This is a genomic window from Enterococcus sp. AZ095a, from assembly GCF_050546735.1.
Lineage (GTDB): Bacteria > Bacillota > Bacilli > Lactobacillales > Enterococcaceae > Enterococcus_D > Enterococcus_D entomosocium.
Genome location: NZ_CP172953.1, coordinates 706,057 through 721,003, shown reverse-complemented (window position 1 = coordinate 721,003; position 14,947 = coordinate 706,057). Strand labels below are relative to the sequence as shown.

Sequence of the window (14,947 nt, the reverse complement as noted above, 5' to 3'; positions counted from 1 at the left end):
AAAAAGATAACGAACTTTTTATTTGACCTTTCTTGACCTAATCGGTATACTATCTCTTAGATATTGCGAAAACTTTATGCTAAACTATATCTATAACGATTTTTAGGAGGACTATCACTATGAATTTAATTCCTACTGTCATTGAACAATCATCTCGCGGTGAAAGAGCGTATGACATCTATTCTCGTCTATTAAAAGACCGGATCATTATGTTGAGTGGTCAAGTAACCGATGACTTAGCAAACTCGATCATTGCTCAGCTTTTATTCTTAGACGCGCAAGATTCTGAAAAAGACATCTACTTGTACATCAACTCGCCTGGCGGAAGCGTTACTGCTGGTCTAGCGATCTTTGATACCATGAACTTTATCAAAGCCGATGTCCAAACCATCGTTATGGGGATGGCTGCTTCTATGGGTTCATTCTTATTGACCGCTGGTGAAAAAGGCAAACGCTTTGCGTTACCAAATGCCGAAATCATGATTCACCAACCATTAGGTGGCGCACAAGGTCAAGCAACTGAGATTGAAATTGCTGCCCGCCACATTTTGGCAACCCGCGAACGTCTGAACAAAATCTTGTCAGAACGTACTGGTCAACCAATCGAAGTGATTGAACGCGATACCGATCGCGACAACTTCATGACCGCACAAGAAGCCAAAGACTACGGCTTGATCGACGAGATCATGGAATCAAACAAATTGAAATAAGCTTGCATAAAAAGGTGTACGAAGCAATTCGTACACCTTTTTGCGTCTTTTGGTTCATCGTCAGACTTCGCCATATTGGCCTTGTTGGTAAGCATGCCCATTTTCCACGTAATGCGTGATGTTTGCCTGATTTTTGGCGATCTCTTCTTCTGTCAACGGGCGGATCACTCGTGCCGGACGACCAAACGCCAACACATTAGGAGGAATGACGGTTCCTTCCGTCACTAACGAACCGGCACCTAACAAACTATTTTCGCCGATCACGGCATGATTCAAAACGATCGAGCTCATGCCGACCAGAGCCCCTTTTTTGATGGTACAGCCATGGAGCATACACTGATGCCCAACAGTCACATCGTCTTCAACGATCGTCGGGGCATCGTGATCAACGTGGATGATCGTTCCATCTTGAATATTGGTACGCGCGCCGATTTCGATTCGATTGGCATCGCCTCGAATCACTGCTTGAAACCAGACCGTACTCTCTTTTCCTAGAGTCACGTTTCCTACGATCGTCGCATTTTTTGCCACAAAACAAGGTGTCGCTTGCGGCGAGGCGGGCGAAACTGTTTTTTGGGTTTCATTCCCTGATTGTTCTTTGTCCATCAACTTCTCCTTCCAATCCATAAAGGGATCTGCGCTTTCTTTTTTCACTATAGCACCACCCTTGCTACAATGCAAAAAGAGCGCCAGTCAGACTGGACGCTCTTTTCGGCTTACTCGGCTTCTTCTGAAAATTGACTTTGATACAGTTGGCTATAAAAGCCGCCAGCTGCCAACAAGGTTTCGTGATTGCCTTTTTCAATGATCGATCCTTGATCCATCACTAAGATCAGATCCGCTTCACGAATCGTTGACAAACGATGGGCGATCACAAAGCTGGTACGACCTTCCATCACTTTATCCATTGCTTTTTGAATCAGCGCTTCTAAGCGGGTATCTACCGAACTGGTGGCTTCATCGAGAATCAAAATCTTCGGATCAGAGATGACTGCCCGGGCGATGGTCAACAATTGTTTTTGTCCCAAAGAGACATTGTCGCCTTCAGAATTGATGATCATCTCGTAGCCATCTGGCATCGTACGAATGAAGTGATCCACATTGGCGGTTTTCGCTGCATCAACGACTTCATAATCGGTGGCATCTAATTTCCCAAAGCGAATGTTATCGCCGATCGTGCCTTCATACAACCACGCATCTTGTAAAACCATCCCAAACAGTGAGCGGACATCGTGACGTTCCATCTTCTTCGTGTCGATGCCGTCGATCTTGATGGCCCCTTCATTGACATCATAAAAACGCATCAACAAATTGATCAAGGTCGTTTTCCCAGCACCTGTTGGTCCAACGATCGCCACAGTTTGTCCAGCTTTGACTTCAAAGTTCAAGTCTTTGATCAATGGTTTTTTCGGATCATAAGCAAAGCCGACATGTTCAAAGGTCACGTCGCCTCTGATTTGTTCCGGTAATTGGATATCGGTTCGATTGACTGGCTCTTCTTCCTCATCTAAGATTTCAAAGACCCGTTTTGCTGCTGCTGAGGCACTTTGTAAGACGGAAGACAACTGGGTAATGTTCCCCATTGGCTGACTGACTTGCCAAATGTATTGAATGAACGCTTGCAGCTGACCAACAACGATCACGCCGCTGATCACGTAAAAACTACCCATGACTGCCATTGCGATATAGGTAAAGTAAGCGGTCATTTGCACCAGTGGCATCATCAATCCTGACACAAAGGCAGAACGAAAGCCGTAATAGCGCAACTGGTGGTTAACGTTTTTAAACCCTTCAAGTGTTTGCTTTTCCCGTCCATACACTTTCAACACACTGAATCCAGTCATGTTTTCTTGTACGTAGCCGTTCAGATCTCCTAACGCATTTTGCATGCCTTGGAAGTCCTTTTGCGACTTTTTGACGATTGTGCGAGAAATCAATAAGGAGGCTGGGATCATGATCAATGAAACCAATGCCATGTAAGTATTGATATAAAACATCATAGAAACCGCCATAATGATTCCTAAGAAGGCATTGACGATCCCGATCAAGGCTTGCTGCATCGCACCGCTGACGGCATCCACGTCATTGGTCACCCTTGACAGGATATTCCCTTGCTGGTTGCGGTCGAAGTAAGAAACGGGCAGACGATTGATTTTTTCTTCAATGTCTTGCCGCAAATCTCGCATCGCAGATTGGACAACGTTGGTGATCAGCAGCCCTGACATCAATTGTGAGAAACAGTAACCGACACCAACGACTGCGATCCAGATCAAGCAAAGGATCACGTAATCAAAATTAACGCCTTCGCCTGCAGCGATGTTGCGGCTGATCTCTGTCGTCGGCAATCCAGAAACATACGGCATTGCCGCATTGAAGCCGACGGTTGCAACTGTAAACAGCAAGACTAGGATAAATTGTACTTTGTATGGTTTGATGTAAGCACCTAACCGTTTTAAAGAAGAGATTGCTTTCATTGTGCCAACTCCTCCTCTGATAATTGTGACGCCGCAATGTCGTAGTATACTGGACAAGTTTGCAGCAGTTCTTTGTGGGTACCGATCCCAACCACATCGCCTTCATTCAAGACGACGATCTTATCGGCATTCATGATCGTTCCTACTCGTTGAGCAACGATCAAAACGGTCGATTCCGTGGTTTCTTTTTTCAAGCGTGCCCGCAATTTTGCATCCGTTTGGTAATCCAATGCAGAAAAACTATCATCAAAAATATAGATCTCTGGTTGGCGAATCACCGCACGGGCAATCGCTAAACGTTGTTTTTGTCCGCCAGAGAAGTTGCTTCCGCCTTCTGCCAAATGAGCATCAAAGCCATCTGGTGTGCGAGAAATGAAATCGGCCGCTTGCGCAATCTCGGCTGCTCGTTCCAGCTCTGCTTGCGTGGCATCTTCTTTCCCATAGCGCAGGTTTTCTGCGATCGTCCCTGTAAATAGCAACGCTTTTTGAGGGATAAACCCGATCTTGTTGCGCAAAGTCGTTAAACTGTAATCCCGAACGTCAACGCCATCCACCAAGACTTGGCCTTCACTGACGTCGTAAAAACGCGGAATCAATTGGATCAAGGTCGATTTCCCGCTCCCGGTACTACCGATAAACGCCACAGTTTCACCTGGTGAAGCGGTAAAGCTAACATTACGAATCACTGGACTTTGCGCATGTCCCGGATAAGCAAAGGTAACATTTTTAAATTCCAAGAAACCTTTTGTCTTAGTTTCTGTCACTGGCTGTTCTGGCTCTTTGATTTCAGAAGTCGCATCTAACGCTTCTTGGATTCGGCGAGCAGAAACGGCCGCTCGTGGATACATCGTAAAGACGGTCGCAAACAGCATGAAAGAAAACAGCGCATGGAAGATGTATTCGATAAACGCAATCAAGTCACCGACTTGCAGTTGCCCTTGATCGATTTGAATACTTCCCGTCCAAATAATCAAGATCATCACGATATTGAATAAGAAGAAAAAGCCCGGTTGTGCCGTTGCCATCAAGCGAAACAAGCTGCGAGAACTAGACGCATAGGCTTGGTTGACTTTGCCAAAGCGTTTTTCTTCAAATTTTTCATTGACGAAGGCACGGATCACTCGTAAACCAGAGAGATTTTCCCGCAAGATGCCATTGATTTTATCTAGATTGGCTTGTTGCTTGGTGGATAATGGTTCCGAGATTTTGGCAATGGCGATGACTGCCATTAGCAATATCGGCAATGCCCCCAAGACATATAACCCTAGTTGTGTACTTGTCCGCATGACCATGTACAAGCTGACCACAAACATCATGGGTGTCATCAAACCCGTCCGTAAGATGCTTTGCATAAACAGCATGATTTGATACGCATCATTGGTCACACGGGTGATCAATGATGAAACCCCGATTTTTTCATATTCAGTATGTGAATAGCCTTGGACTTTTTCAAAAAGATCGTCACGAATATCTGCCACAATGTTAGTGGTGATACGTGACGTGAAATAGCCTAACAAAATGTTCATCGTGATCCCCACAATGGTGATCGCGATCATCGCCGCACCCATTTTCCATATGTAGTCGCGATCACCAGCGGCGATCCCTTTGTCGATCATTCTTGCCAATAACGTCGGCAAACCTAATTCAATCAAAATAAAACCAAAAACACAGATGAAATTAAAAACCAGCAGTTTTTTGTTTCTCATCGTGTAGTGCCACATTAATTTCAAAAAATCCCCTCCTTTTTTACTTCATTACTTCTACTATAGCATAGGAATATTCTTATTGTAATGCACTTTCAACGAAAAAAAGTAAACTTCGGAAATAGTCGTTTCATTTTCTTTCAGTAAGCCTTTTCAAAAATGACGTGTTTCTATACTTATTCGTTTTTCTGTGATAAACTAGGGATACTTGTAGTGGAACGACTTACAAACCCGGTGAATTTTTTATGACGACATTTGGAAAGCAAAGACGAGGCTTTCTCTTTTTTCTCACAACGATTGTCTGAAAAAAGCATGCAGCGGCTCTCGAAGCCTTCTTTTCAGGTCACTTTATTCGGACCTCGATTTTTTGATGCAGCGAATTCATCAACCAAATAGACTACTGCGAAAAGCAGATAAAGGAGAAAAGATATGATTTACAAAATTTATTACCAAGAAACAAAAGACCGCAACCCAAAGAGAGAACAAACCCACTCTTTGTACATTGAAGCAGACGATGCAGTGATCGCACGCCGTCTAGTGGAACAAAATACCCCATACAACATCGAGTTCGTTCAAGAACTAGATGAAAAACATTTAGCTTACGAAAAAGAAAACGCTGATTTCAAATTAGCGGAGTTTTAAGATGAAAGTTTCGCTGAAAAATAATGAGACCGGCGTATTCGGCGTCGGTGGACTTGGCGAAATCGGAAAAAACTGTTATGGGGTTCAATTCCAAGATGAGATCATCTTAATTGACGCGGGAATCAAATTCCCCGAAGATGAACTGCTTGGGATCGACTATGTCATTTCCGATTATAGCTACATCGTTCAAAATTTACCGAAAGTCAAAGGCTTGATCGTTACTCATGGTCACGAAGACCATATTGGCGGAATCCCTTACTTGTTGCGGGAAGCCAATATCCCAATCTATGCGGGACCATTGGCACTTGCTTTGATCACCAACAAATTAGATGAGCATGGCTTATTGCGGGACGCGGAATTACACGAAATCAATGAAGATACGGTGATTCGTTTCCGTAAAACGTCCATCAGCTTCTTCCGAACGACCCACAGTATCCCTGATGCTTTAGGTGTCGTTGTCAAAACGCCTTCTGGCAATATCGTCGCAACTGGCGATTTCAAGTTTGACTTTACGCCTGTGGGCGAACCAGCAAACTTGCACAAAATGGCAAAAATTGGTGAAGAAGGCGTCCTTTGCCTCCTTTCCGATAGTACCAATGCAGAAATTCCAACCTTTACCAAATCAGAAAAAACGATCGGCAGCTCGATTCAAAAGATTTTTGAAAAAATCGATGGTCGGATCATTTTTGCCAGCTTTGCTTCCAATATTTTCCGGCTCCAACAAGCTGCAGATGCGGCGGTTGCGACTGGACGTAAAATCGCCGTTTTTGGACGCAGTATGGAAAATGCGATCGTCAATGGACAGCGCCTTGGCTATATCAAGGTGCCAGATGGTACATTTGTGGAATCTCATGAGATCAATCGTTTGCCTGCAAATGAAACGATGATCCTTTGTACGGGTTCTCAAGGAGAGCCGATGGCTGCTTTGAGTCGGATTGCCAACGGGACTCACCGTCAAATCCAAATTCACCCAGATGATACCGTGATTTTCTCAAGCTCACCGATTCCAGGAAATACCACGAGTGTCAATCAGCTGATCAACTTGCTGTTGGAAGCTGGCGCAAACGTGATCCATGGCAAATTGAACAACATCCATACTTCTGGTCACGGTGGCCAAGAAGAACAAAAACTGATGTTGCGTCTAATGAAACCAAAATTCTTTATGCCTGTCCACGGGGAATTTCGGATGCTGAACATCCACACCCAGTTGGCACAAGATGTCGGTGTACCAAAAGAAAATTGTTTCATTATGGAAAATGGTGACATGTTGGCCTTAACAGCGGATACCGCTCGCTTGGCTGGTCATTTCAATGCCAATGATGTTTATGTCGACGGCAGCGGTATCGGTGATATCGGAAATGTCGTCTTACGAGATCGTCGTATTCTTTCAGAAGAAGGCCTCGTCTTAGCGGTAGCGACAGTCGATGTGGCGAAGAAAGAAGTTCTTGCTGGACCAGATATTCTTTCTCGTGGGTTTGTTTACATGCGGGAATCCGGCGAGATGATCAACGAAGCCCAACAAATTCTCTTCCGTGCATTGCGGGAAGTCTTGAACCAACCAGACCCAACAGAACACAAATTAAGAGAAGCGATGTCATCGGCTTTACAGCCATTCCTATTTGAAAAAACCGAGCGTCATCCAATGATCCTTTCAATGATCATGACACCGGATAATTTATAGTTTCACATGCAAGGGGAGTTCTCAGGTTACTGGGAACTCCCCTTTTTCCTTTCCGTTGCAAAAAGCAAAAAAAAGACCATCGAATCGATGGTCTTTTGGGTTTTTGATTTCAAAGTGCTCTTACTGGCAGTTTGTTTGAAAGCTTACGCTTTGTTTACGTTAACTGCTTGAGGTCCACGATCAGAATCTTCCACGTCGAAAGTTACTGCTTGACCTTCTTCTAAAGTTTTGAATCCTTCACCTTGGATCGCTGAAAAGTGTACAAATACGTCTGTACCGTCTTCGCGAGAGATAAAACCAAACCCTTTTTCAGCATTGAACCATTTTACTGTACCTTGTTCCATTATAAAAAAACCTCCTCGTGCATAAGCACTTAATTATGTGTAACATTGCCTTTGTGCGATAGAGGCCTAACGTGCGTTTCAACATCTATTCAGCAAACAAAATTACAATAATATTTTACACTTGCCCGTATTTTTTTGCAAGACAGACGATTAGACAATTCACCTTTATTTTTAATAATGTTCGCAAATTAGCCGTTGTGTCAGCAAATTTCTTGATGCCAGAGGCCTTCTTCTCGCAAACTAACATAGGCATTGTCGCCAATAATTAAATGATCCAGTAGTTCGATCCCCATCAAGTCTCCGCACTTGATCAAGCGGCGTGTAAACAGCAGATCTGCCTCTGAGGCTTGGGGACTACCGCTGGGATGGTTGTGAACGACGATCACTCGTGCGGCACTGTAGCGTACCGCCCAATGAAAAATCTCCCGTGGGTGAGCGATCGACTGATTCAACGATCCGATGAAGATCGTCTTTTTTTGAATGATCTCATTTTTGGTATTCAAATAAATCCCTAGCAAGTGCTCCTGACGAAAGTCTTTTAATTCTTGGATCAGCTGATGAGCGATCGCCATACTGGAGTTGATCTTGCCGTACTTTGGTTGAACAGACCGCTGGATCCGCACACCTAATTCAATCATCGCTTTGATCTCGATGGCTTTGATTTGTCCGACGCCGCGAATTTCTTGTAATTCATCGATTGTCGCTTCTTTTAATTCATACAATTCTTCAAAACGATTCAAGACACTAGCCGCTAATTCCAAGACATTTAGGGGCCGTGAGCCAGTCCGCAACAAAATTGCCAACAGTTCTTGGTTCGAAAGGGCATCAACCCCATATTGCACTAAGCGCTCTCGTGGAAACGAGCTTTGGGGAATCTCTGTTTCATTGATCATAAAAAAACTCCTTTGCGTCGGTCTAATAAAAGATACGCAAAGGAGAGAGTATTTCATGAATAAGATGCGCAAAAAATCACAGTTAAATCGAAAAAGCCGTTTCTAGAAAATCTGGGACATCCTCTAGTGAAGGCAAGACTTTCAAGACTTTTTCTTCAATGATGGTCGTCGGCGCGATCAAATCGGGAATCATAATGACTGAGATCCCTGCCCCATGAGCAGCATGAATACCGTTAGCCGAATCCTCAAGGATCACCAATTCTTCTTTTGGTACCGCCAGTAATGCATGAGCTTTTTCAAAAATCTCAGGATCTGGTTTTGCCCGTGTGACATCATCAAAGCAGACGATCTTAGGAAATTCCGCCGTTAAGTCTGCTGCTTCCAGCAAGGTGTCGATCACTTTGCGCTGGTTACTAGACGCCAACACTCGGGGAATCTTTTTCTCATCAAGATAATGCAATAACTCGTGGATCCCCGGCTTCAATTCAGCCTCGCCCCGTTGGAACATTTCCAACGTTTGCTGAAAAGCCGCTTGAATAAATTCTTCAATCATCTGATGACCAAAGGCTTCATCGAATCTCTCATGATAAGCTGCCCAGACTTCTTCATCCGAAACACCTACATAGGCTAGGTATAACTCTTTTGTATAGGGAATACCCATTTGATCAGCCACGATTTGAGTCGCTTGGTAATAAAGCAGCTCCGTGTCAAAAATCAAGCCGTCCATATCGAAAATCACACCACGTAACTTAGCCATTTCTTCCTCCTATTGCCAACAACAATTCACGAACTTCTGAAACAAAATACAAGGATCCTGTCACCAGCAGCAAATCTTCATTGGTCATTTTTTCTAATAATTCTGCCAAGCCAAACTGCCATAAAGAAACGGTTGAGATTCGTTTTTCATCAAGTTCCTGATAGCCGTCTGCCAAATGCAGTGCTTTAGGAAAATCGAAGGTCGTTAAATAAATCTCGGCTTGGGGAATCGATAGCAATTGCTGAAGCATCTCATTGACGTTTTTGGTTTCAAGCGCTGAAAACAGTACATGGATGCGATAGTCGCTGAACTCTTCTTTCATCGTATCTACTAAACGAGCCATGGCGTGTACGTTATGGGCACCATCGATAATCACTAGTGGCTCACTACTGATTCGTTCCATCCGGGCGGGCCAATAGGCTTTTCGCAAGCCATTGCGAATCTCTTTGGCTGAAAAGGGCAGTTGCCGCAGGTCGCAATACAGGCTGTATAATTGGATCGCAACACCGGCATTTTCTGGTTGATGGCGGCCTAACATCGGTGTTTTCAAGCCTTTGATTTTGCCATGCTCATTTTCAAAATCAAATAATTCGCCCCATTCTTCATCGGGACGACGATAGGTCACACGGTACTCTTGCCCTGCATGATAAGCGGGTGCCTGTGCTTCTGTAGCTTTCAAATCGATCACCGAAAGCGCACTTTCAACGATATTGCCAGTAACAAGGGGTGTTTGCGGCTTGATGATCCCTGCCTTATGGGCAGCGATCGCTTCAATGGTATCCCCTAAGACATCCATGTGATCCATGCCGATCGTCGTGATCGCGGTCAAAATAGGAGAAATAACGTTGGTACTATCTAAGAGTCCCCCTAAGCCAACTTCAATAATCGCAACATCGACCTTTTTTTCTTCAAAATAGCCTAATGCCATAGCGGTAATGATCTCGAACTGGGTAATGCCCGTCAACGTTTCATCGCGATCAATTTCAGCAACCAGCGGCTGGATTTTTTCCACCCAAGCGACCAAGTCCTCATCTGATATAAATTGTCCGTTGATTTCAATTCGTTCATTGAACGCTTCAATGTGTGGGGAAGTAAAGGTCCCCACTTGCTGCCCAGCTTCTTCTAAAAGACTACGCAAATAACTGACGGTCGATCCTTTGCCATTCGTACCGGCGATATGGATCATGGTCACCTTTTTTTCAGGATTACCCATCCGTTTTAATAATGCTTCGACACGCATCAATCCAGGTCTTTGCCCAAATGTCAAACGCGAATGGATCCACGCTGTTGCTTCTTCGCTTGTCATCTCGCTCACCTCGCTCCTATTTTAACAAAAAATGAACGGCTTTCCCAATTTCTTTCCTTTAAACGAGAAAATTGTTCGCCCTGTTTCTATTGAATAAGCAAAAACAAGCATCTCCGAAAGATGCTTGTTTGCGTATGATGTGCTCATCCTATTGGATTGTGCGTAATTGTTCGATCCGTTCTTGAACGGCTTTTTGTTTTTCAAGATAATCGGCTTCTTTGCTGCGTTCTTGTGCCACGACTTCCTCTGGTGCATTGGCAACGAAGCGTTCATTCGCCAGTTTGCCTTGTACCCGTTGAACTTCTTGGGTGAACTTCGCTAGTTCTTTCTCCAAACGCGCGATTTCTTCTTCAATGTTGATCAACCCAGCTAGTGGCAAGTAGATCGTCGCACCTGATAGGATGGCAGACATCGCCAATTCAGGGGCTTGCAAGCTGTTAGAGATTTCTAGTTCTTCTGGATTACAGAAGCGTTCGATATAGTTTTTGTTAGCAATCAAGAATTCTTCGATCTCAGGCTCATTTGCTTGGATCAGCAAAGTGATTGGTTTCGAAAGTGGTGTATTTACTTCTGCTCGGATGTTTCGAACCGAACGAATCAATTCTTTCAACACTTCCATCCCTTGCGCCGCTTTTTCATCCGTCCATTCTGGAGCCACTTGTGGATACTCAGCAACGACTAATGATTCCCCTGTATGCGGCAGCTTGCTCCAGATTTCTTCTGTAACAAATGGCATGATTGGGTGCAACAAGCGTAAAATTTGATCAAGAACATGGACTAAGATGCTCTTGTTAACTTGTTTCGCTGCTTCATTGTCACCGTATAACGTTTCTTTCGACATTTCAATGTACCAGTCACAGAAATCATCCCAGATAAAGTTGTATAATTGACGACCTGCTTCACCAAATTCGAAGCGTTCAAAAAGGTCAGTGACTTTTTCAATCGTTTCATTCAAGCGCGTCAAGATCCAACGATCCGCCACTGATTTTTCACCAGAAAAATCAATGTCTTCTGCAGTCATTTCGCTGACATTCATTAAGACAAAACGGGAAGCATTCCAAATTTTATTGATGAAGTTCCAAGCAGCATCCATTTTCTCATAGCTGAAACGCACGTCTTGTCCCGGTGCAGAGCCATTTGATAAGAACCAACGCAATGCATCAGCACCGTATTGTTCAATGACTTCCATCGGATCGATCCCGTTTCCAAGAGACTTACTCATTTTGCGACCTTGTTCATCACGGATCAATCCGTGGATCAAGACATTTTCAAATGGTCGTTTGCCAGTAAATTCCAAGCTTTGGAAAATCATACGGCTTACCCAAAATGCGATAATGTCATAGCCAGTCACTAATGTATTCGTTGGGAAGTAGCGTTGGAAATCTTCATTGTTTTCATCTGGCCACCCCATCGTTGAAAACGGCCATAAAGCAGAACTAAACCATGTATCCAATACGTCTGGATCTTGCTGCCAATTTTCGGCATTTGCTGGCGCTTCAAGTCCTACATACATTTCCCCCGTTTCTTTGTGGTACCAAGCTGGGATTTGATGGCCCCACCACAACTGACGAGAGATAACCCAGTCATGGACATTTTCCATCCAACGTAAGAATGTTTGGTTGAAACGTGGCGGATAAAAGTCCACCGCATCGTCGGTTTCTTGGTTGTCGATGGCTTGTTTTGCTAATGGTTCCATTTTTACGAACCATTGTGTCGATAAACGAGGTTCGACTACTACGCCTGTCCGTTCTGAGTGACCTACGCTATGGACCATTTTTTCGATTTTGATCAGACGACCTAACGCTTCTAAATCTTTCACGATTTGCTTGCGAGCAGCAAAACGATCCATGCTTGCATAGGTACCTGCTAAGTCATTCATTGTTCCGTCATCATTCATGACATTGACCCGTGGTAGGTCATGGCGGTTACCGACCTCGAAGTCATTCGGGTCATGGGCAGGAGTGATTTTTACGACCCCTGTTCCAAATTCTTGGTCCACGTACTCATCAGCGATGATTGGGATCTCTTTATTGACCAAAGGCAAGATCACTTTCTTACCAATCAATGCTTGATAGCGTTCATCTTCTGGATGAACCGCGACTGCTGTATCCCCCAACATCGTTTCTGGGCGAGTCGTTGCGATCTCCACCACACCGCTGCCATCTGCTAATTCGTAAGACATGTGGTAAAAAGCACCTTCGATGTCTTTGTGGATCACTTCAATATCAGATAATGCCGTGCGGGCTTGTGGATCCCAGTTGATGATGTACTCGCCACGATAGATCAAGCCTTTTTCATATAGCGTCACGAAAACTTTACGAACCGCTTCGGATAATCCATCATCTAATGTGAACCGTTCACGGCTATAGTCTAGGGATAAGCCTAGTTTCGCCCATTGTTCCCGAATGTGACCGGCATATTCTTCTTTCCAATCCCATACTTGTTCAACAAATTTTTCCCGACCAAGGTCATAGCGAGAAATTCCTTGTTCCCGCAGCTTTTCTTCTACTTTGGCTTGGGTAGCGATCCCGGCATGGTCCATTCCTGGCAGCCATAAGGTGTCATACCCTTGCATCCGTTTTTGACGAATGATGATGTCTTGTAACGTGGTATCCCAGGCATGACCTAAGTGCAATTTTCCTGTTACGTTTGGTGGTGGAATCACGATAGAATAAGGTTTTGCTTCTTTGTTGCCGCTTGGTTTAAAACGGTCATGCTCTAACCAATCTTGGTAACGCCCGGCTTCTACTTCTTGGGGATTGTACTTGGTGGATAGATTCTCAGTTTCTGTCATAGTTGGTCCTCCTAAAGTTACGTTTTTTAAACGTAATGGTTGGTGTGGTTTTTTGGTGCCTGTTGCTGGGTAAAGCGCGAAAATGTTTGAATCGTTCAGGATGAGTGCAGTGGTAATTAACAGCTGTTTATTGTTGGTAAAAAAAATTGCTTACAGAGGTCATGGCTCACTTCCGTGATCCTCTATTGTGTCTTAGGGCTTTTGGCAAGCGATCTGGCTCGCTTCGTGAACCAATTTTGTTGACTTCGCGTACTGTTCATCATCTGCTCTGTCCCTCTTTGTGCGCCAGTCATAGTGATTCCTAGTATAGTTACTACGCTCCCTACGGTCGCCTAGTACTGTTCATCATCTGCTCTGCCCCACTTTGTGCGCCAATCATAGTGATTCCTAGTATGGTTACTACGCTCCCTTTGGTCGCCTAGTACTGTTCATCATCTGCTCTGTCCCTCTTTGTGGGCCAGTCATAGTGATTCCTAGTATGGTTACTACGCTCCCTTTGGTCGCCTAGTACTGTTCATCATCTGCTCTGTCCCACTTTGTGGGCCAGTCGCAGTGATTCCTAGTATGGTTACTACGCTCCCTTTGGTCGCCTAGTACTGTTCATCATCTGCTCTGTCCCACTTTGTGGGCCAGTCGCAGTGATTCCTAGTATGGTTACTACGCTCCCTTTGGTCGCCTAGTACTGTTCATCATCTGCTCTGTCCCACTTTGTGGGCCAGTCGCAGTGATTCCTAGTATGGTTACTACGCTCCCTTTGGTCGCCTAGTACTGTTCATCATCTGCTCTGTCCCACTTTGTGGGCCAGTCGCAGTGATTCACAGCAAAAAGCGCCCTAATGCCGAGGCATTAGGGCGCTGATACGCGGTACCACCTAAATTGCAGATTGCTCTGCCACTTTGACGTGAGGTAACGTTCACGACGCGCTTGATCTTACTGTGCGGCTTTGTCTGCAAGAAACAAACCGTGGTTCGGATCAAAGACCTTCAAGCTACCTTTTCAGTGTCTGGGGAAGTCTTGCACCGACCGACTTCTCTCTGACCGCCAGGGTCACTGATACTCCTCTTGAACATTGTCTTGCCATCATAGATTCTTGTTTCATCTTGCTACATTCTACAATGAACTTTTTTGAAAGTCAATCAGAGGTTTGCTTTCGCTGCATCGATGGCTGCTTGATAATCCGGTTCGTGGGAGATCTCAGGTACGATCTCAACGTGTTGAATCACGCCTTCACGGTCTAAAACGAAAATTGCTCGGGCAAAATGACCGAAGTCTGGGATCATGATTTGATAGGCCTCACCGAAGGTATTCGCTGGATCATGAAACATGATCATGTCGACGCCTTCTTGGCCGCACCATTGTGCTTGTTCTTCTTTTGTATTGTTAGAGATCGTTACAAAATTTATATCATCCAATTGACTTGCTTCTTGGTTGAAACGCTTGGTCTGCAACGCACAGACACGTGTCACGATATCGGGAACAACGCTGATGATCGTTGGTTTTCCTAAAAAATCAGTCAGTGTATATTCCTTGTCCTCTAAACTTTTCAAGCGAAAATCAGCTGCTTTATCCCCTACTTTTGGTTGGTTGCCGGGCATCTCATAAACCGTTTCTTTGCGTGTAACTTGCATAACATCTCTCCTATA

12 protein-coding genes and 1 other annotated feature are annotated in these 14,947 nt (G+C 44.5%); of the genes, 3 read left to right on the top strand and 9 right to left on the bottom strand.

What is annotated here, in order from left to right; genetic code table 11:
* Positions 1-119 precede the first annotated feature (119 nt).
* On the top strand, positions 120-710 hold the full coding sequence (gene clpP / locus IGJ26_RS03315; RefSeq protein ID WP_005225161.1) for an ATP-dependent Clp endopeptidase proteolytic subunit ClpP: 591 nt from the start codon (positions 120-122) through the stop codon (positions 708-710).
* Positions 711-770: 60 nt separating this feature from the next.
* On the opposite strand, the gene IGJ26_RS03310 is transcribed toward clpP, so the two are convergent.
* From IGJ26_RS03310 to IGJ26_RS03300, 3 genes are all read right to left on the bottom strand, one after another.
* On the bottom strand, positions 771-1,364 hold the full coding sequence (locus IGJ26_RS03310) for a gamma carbonic anhydrase family protein (RefSeq protein ID WP_430599857.1): 594 nt from the start codon (positions 1,362-1,364) through the stop codon (positions 771-773).
* A 62-nt stretch (positions 1,365-1,426) separates the two neighbouring features.
* Positions 1,427-3,184 (bottom strand): ABC transporter ATP-binding protein, encoded by a 1,758-nt coding sequence (locus IGJ26_RS03305; protein ID WP_005237514.1) that lies wholly within the window; start codon positions 3,182-3,184, stop codon positions 1,427-1,429.
* Positions 3,181-4,914 (bottom strand): ABC transporter ATP-binding protein, encoded by a 1,734-nt coding sequence (locus IGJ26_RS03300; protein ID WP_086372649.1) that lies wholly within the window; start codon positions 4,912-4,914, stop codon positions 3,181-3,183. Before IGJ26_RS03300 ends, IGJ26_RS03305 begins: the two co-directional genes overlap by 4 nt.
* A 402-nt stretch (positions 4,915-5,316) precedes the next feature.
* Between IGJ26_RS03300 and IGJ26_RS03295 the strand changes: the two genes are divergently transcribed.
* Positions 5,317-5,529: a DNA-directed RNA polymerase subunit epsilon gene (locus IGJ26_RS03295; RefSeq protein WP_005225157.1), complete on the top strand. Its 213-nt coding sequence runs from the start codon at positions 5,317-5,319 to the stop codon at positions 5,527-5,529.
* Between the two features lies 1 nt (position 5,530).
* Positions 5,531-7,210, top strand: a complete 1,680-nt coding sequence (gene rnjA, locus IGJ26_RS03290; protein ID WP_005237517.1) for a ribonuclease J1 — start codon at positions 5,531-5,533, stop codon at positions 7,208-7,210.
* A gap of 143 nt (positions 7,211-7,353) precedes the next feature.
* On the opposite strand, the gene IGJ26_RS03285 is transcribed toward rnjA, so the two are convergent.
* From IGJ26_RS03285 to tpx, 6 genes are all read right to left on the bottom strand, one after another.
* Positions 7,354-7,554, bottom strand: a complete 201-nt coding sequence (locus tag IGJ26_RS03285; RefSeq protein WP_005225155.1) for a cold-shock protein — start codon at positions 7,552-7,554, stop codon at positions 7,354-7,356.
* Positions 7,555-7,754: 200 nt separating this feature from the next.
* On the bottom strand, positions 7,755-8,447 hold the full coding sequence (gene radC / locus IGJ26_RS03280; protein ID WP_008377042.1) for a RadC family protein: 693 nt from the start codon (positions 8,445-8,447) through the stop codon (positions 7,755-7,757).
* Positions 8,448-8,529: 82 nt separating this feature from the next.
* The gene (locus IGJ26_RS03275) at positions 8,530-9,204 is read right to left on the bottom strand and encodes an HAD family hydrolase (protein ID WP_016611929.1); all 675 of its coding nucleotides are present in this window, start codon (positions 9,202-9,204) and stop codon (positions 8,530-8,532) included.
* Entirely contained in the window at positions 9,197-10,510 is a 1,314-nt protein-coding gene (locus IGJ26_RS03270) for a bifunctional folylpolyglutamate synthase/dihydrofolate synthase (RefSeq protein ID WP_008377037.1), read from the bottom strand. The genes IGJ26_RS03275 and IGJ26_RS03270 overlap by 8 nt, the downstream gene beginning before the upstream one ends.
* 148 nt (positions 10,511-10,658) lie before the next feature.
* Entirely contained in the window at positions 10,659-13,304 is a 2,646-nt protein-coding gene (locus tag IGJ26_RS03265) for a valine--tRNA ligase (RefSeq protein ID WP_430599856.1), read from the bottom strand.
* An 844-nt stretch (positions 13,305-14,148) separates the two neighbouring features.
* Positions 14,149-14,383: a binding site (T-box leader), on the bottom strand.
* Positions 14,384-14,440: 57 nt separating this feature from the next.
* Positions 14,441-14,932, bottom strand: a complete 492-nt coding sequence (tpx, locus tag IGJ26_RS03260; protein WP_016620880.1) for a thiol peroxidase — start codon at positions 14,930-14,932, stop codon at positions 14,441-14,443.
* Positions 14,933-14,947 lie beyond the last annotated feature (15 nt).

What these genes read in the sequence shown, in the direction of transcription:
- IGJ26_RS03285 (WP_005225155.1), bottom strand. Translation starts at nt 7,554, where the DNA reads ATGGAACAAGGTACAGTAAAATGGTTCAATGCTGAAAAAGGGTTTGGT.
- IGJ26_RS03305 (WP_005237514.1), bottom strand. Translation starts at nt 3,184, where the DNA reads ATGAAAGCAATCTCTTCTTTAAAACGGTTAGGTGCTTACATCAAACCA.
- clpP (WP_005225161.1), top strand. Translation starts at nt 120, where the DNA reads ATGAATTTAATTCCTACTGTCATTGAACAATCATCTCGCGGTGAAAGA.
- rnjA (WP_005237517.1), top strand. Translation starts at nt 5,531, where the DNA reads ATGAAAGTTTCGCTGAAAAATAATGAGACCGGCGTATTCGGCGTCGGT.
- radC (WP_008377042.1), bottom strand. Translation starts at nt 8,447, where the DNA reads ATGATCAATGAAACAGAGATTCCCCAAAGCTCGTTTCCACGAGAGCGC.
- IGJ26_RS03265 (WP_430599856.1), bottom strand. Translation starts at nt 13,304, where the DNA reads ATGACAGAAACTGAGAATCTATCCACCAAGTACAATCCCCAAGAAGTA.
- IGJ26_RS03295 (WP_005225157.1), top strand. Translation starts at nt 5,317, where the DNA reads ATGATTTACAAAATTTATTACCAAGAAACAAAAGACCGCAACCCAAAG.
- IGJ26_RS03270 (WP_008377037.1), bottom strand. Translation starts at nt 10,510, where the DNA reads ATGACAAGCGAAGAAGCAACAGCGTGGATCCATTCGCGTTTGACATTT.
- tpx (WP_016620880.1), bottom strand. Translation starts at nt 14,932, where the DNA reads ATGCAAGTTACACGCAAAGAAACGGTTTATGAGATGCCCGGCAACCAA.
- IGJ26_RS03275 (WP_016611929.1), bottom strand. Translation starts at nt 9,204, where the DNA reads ATGGCTAAGTTACGTGGTGTGATTTTCGATATGGACGGCTTGATTTTT.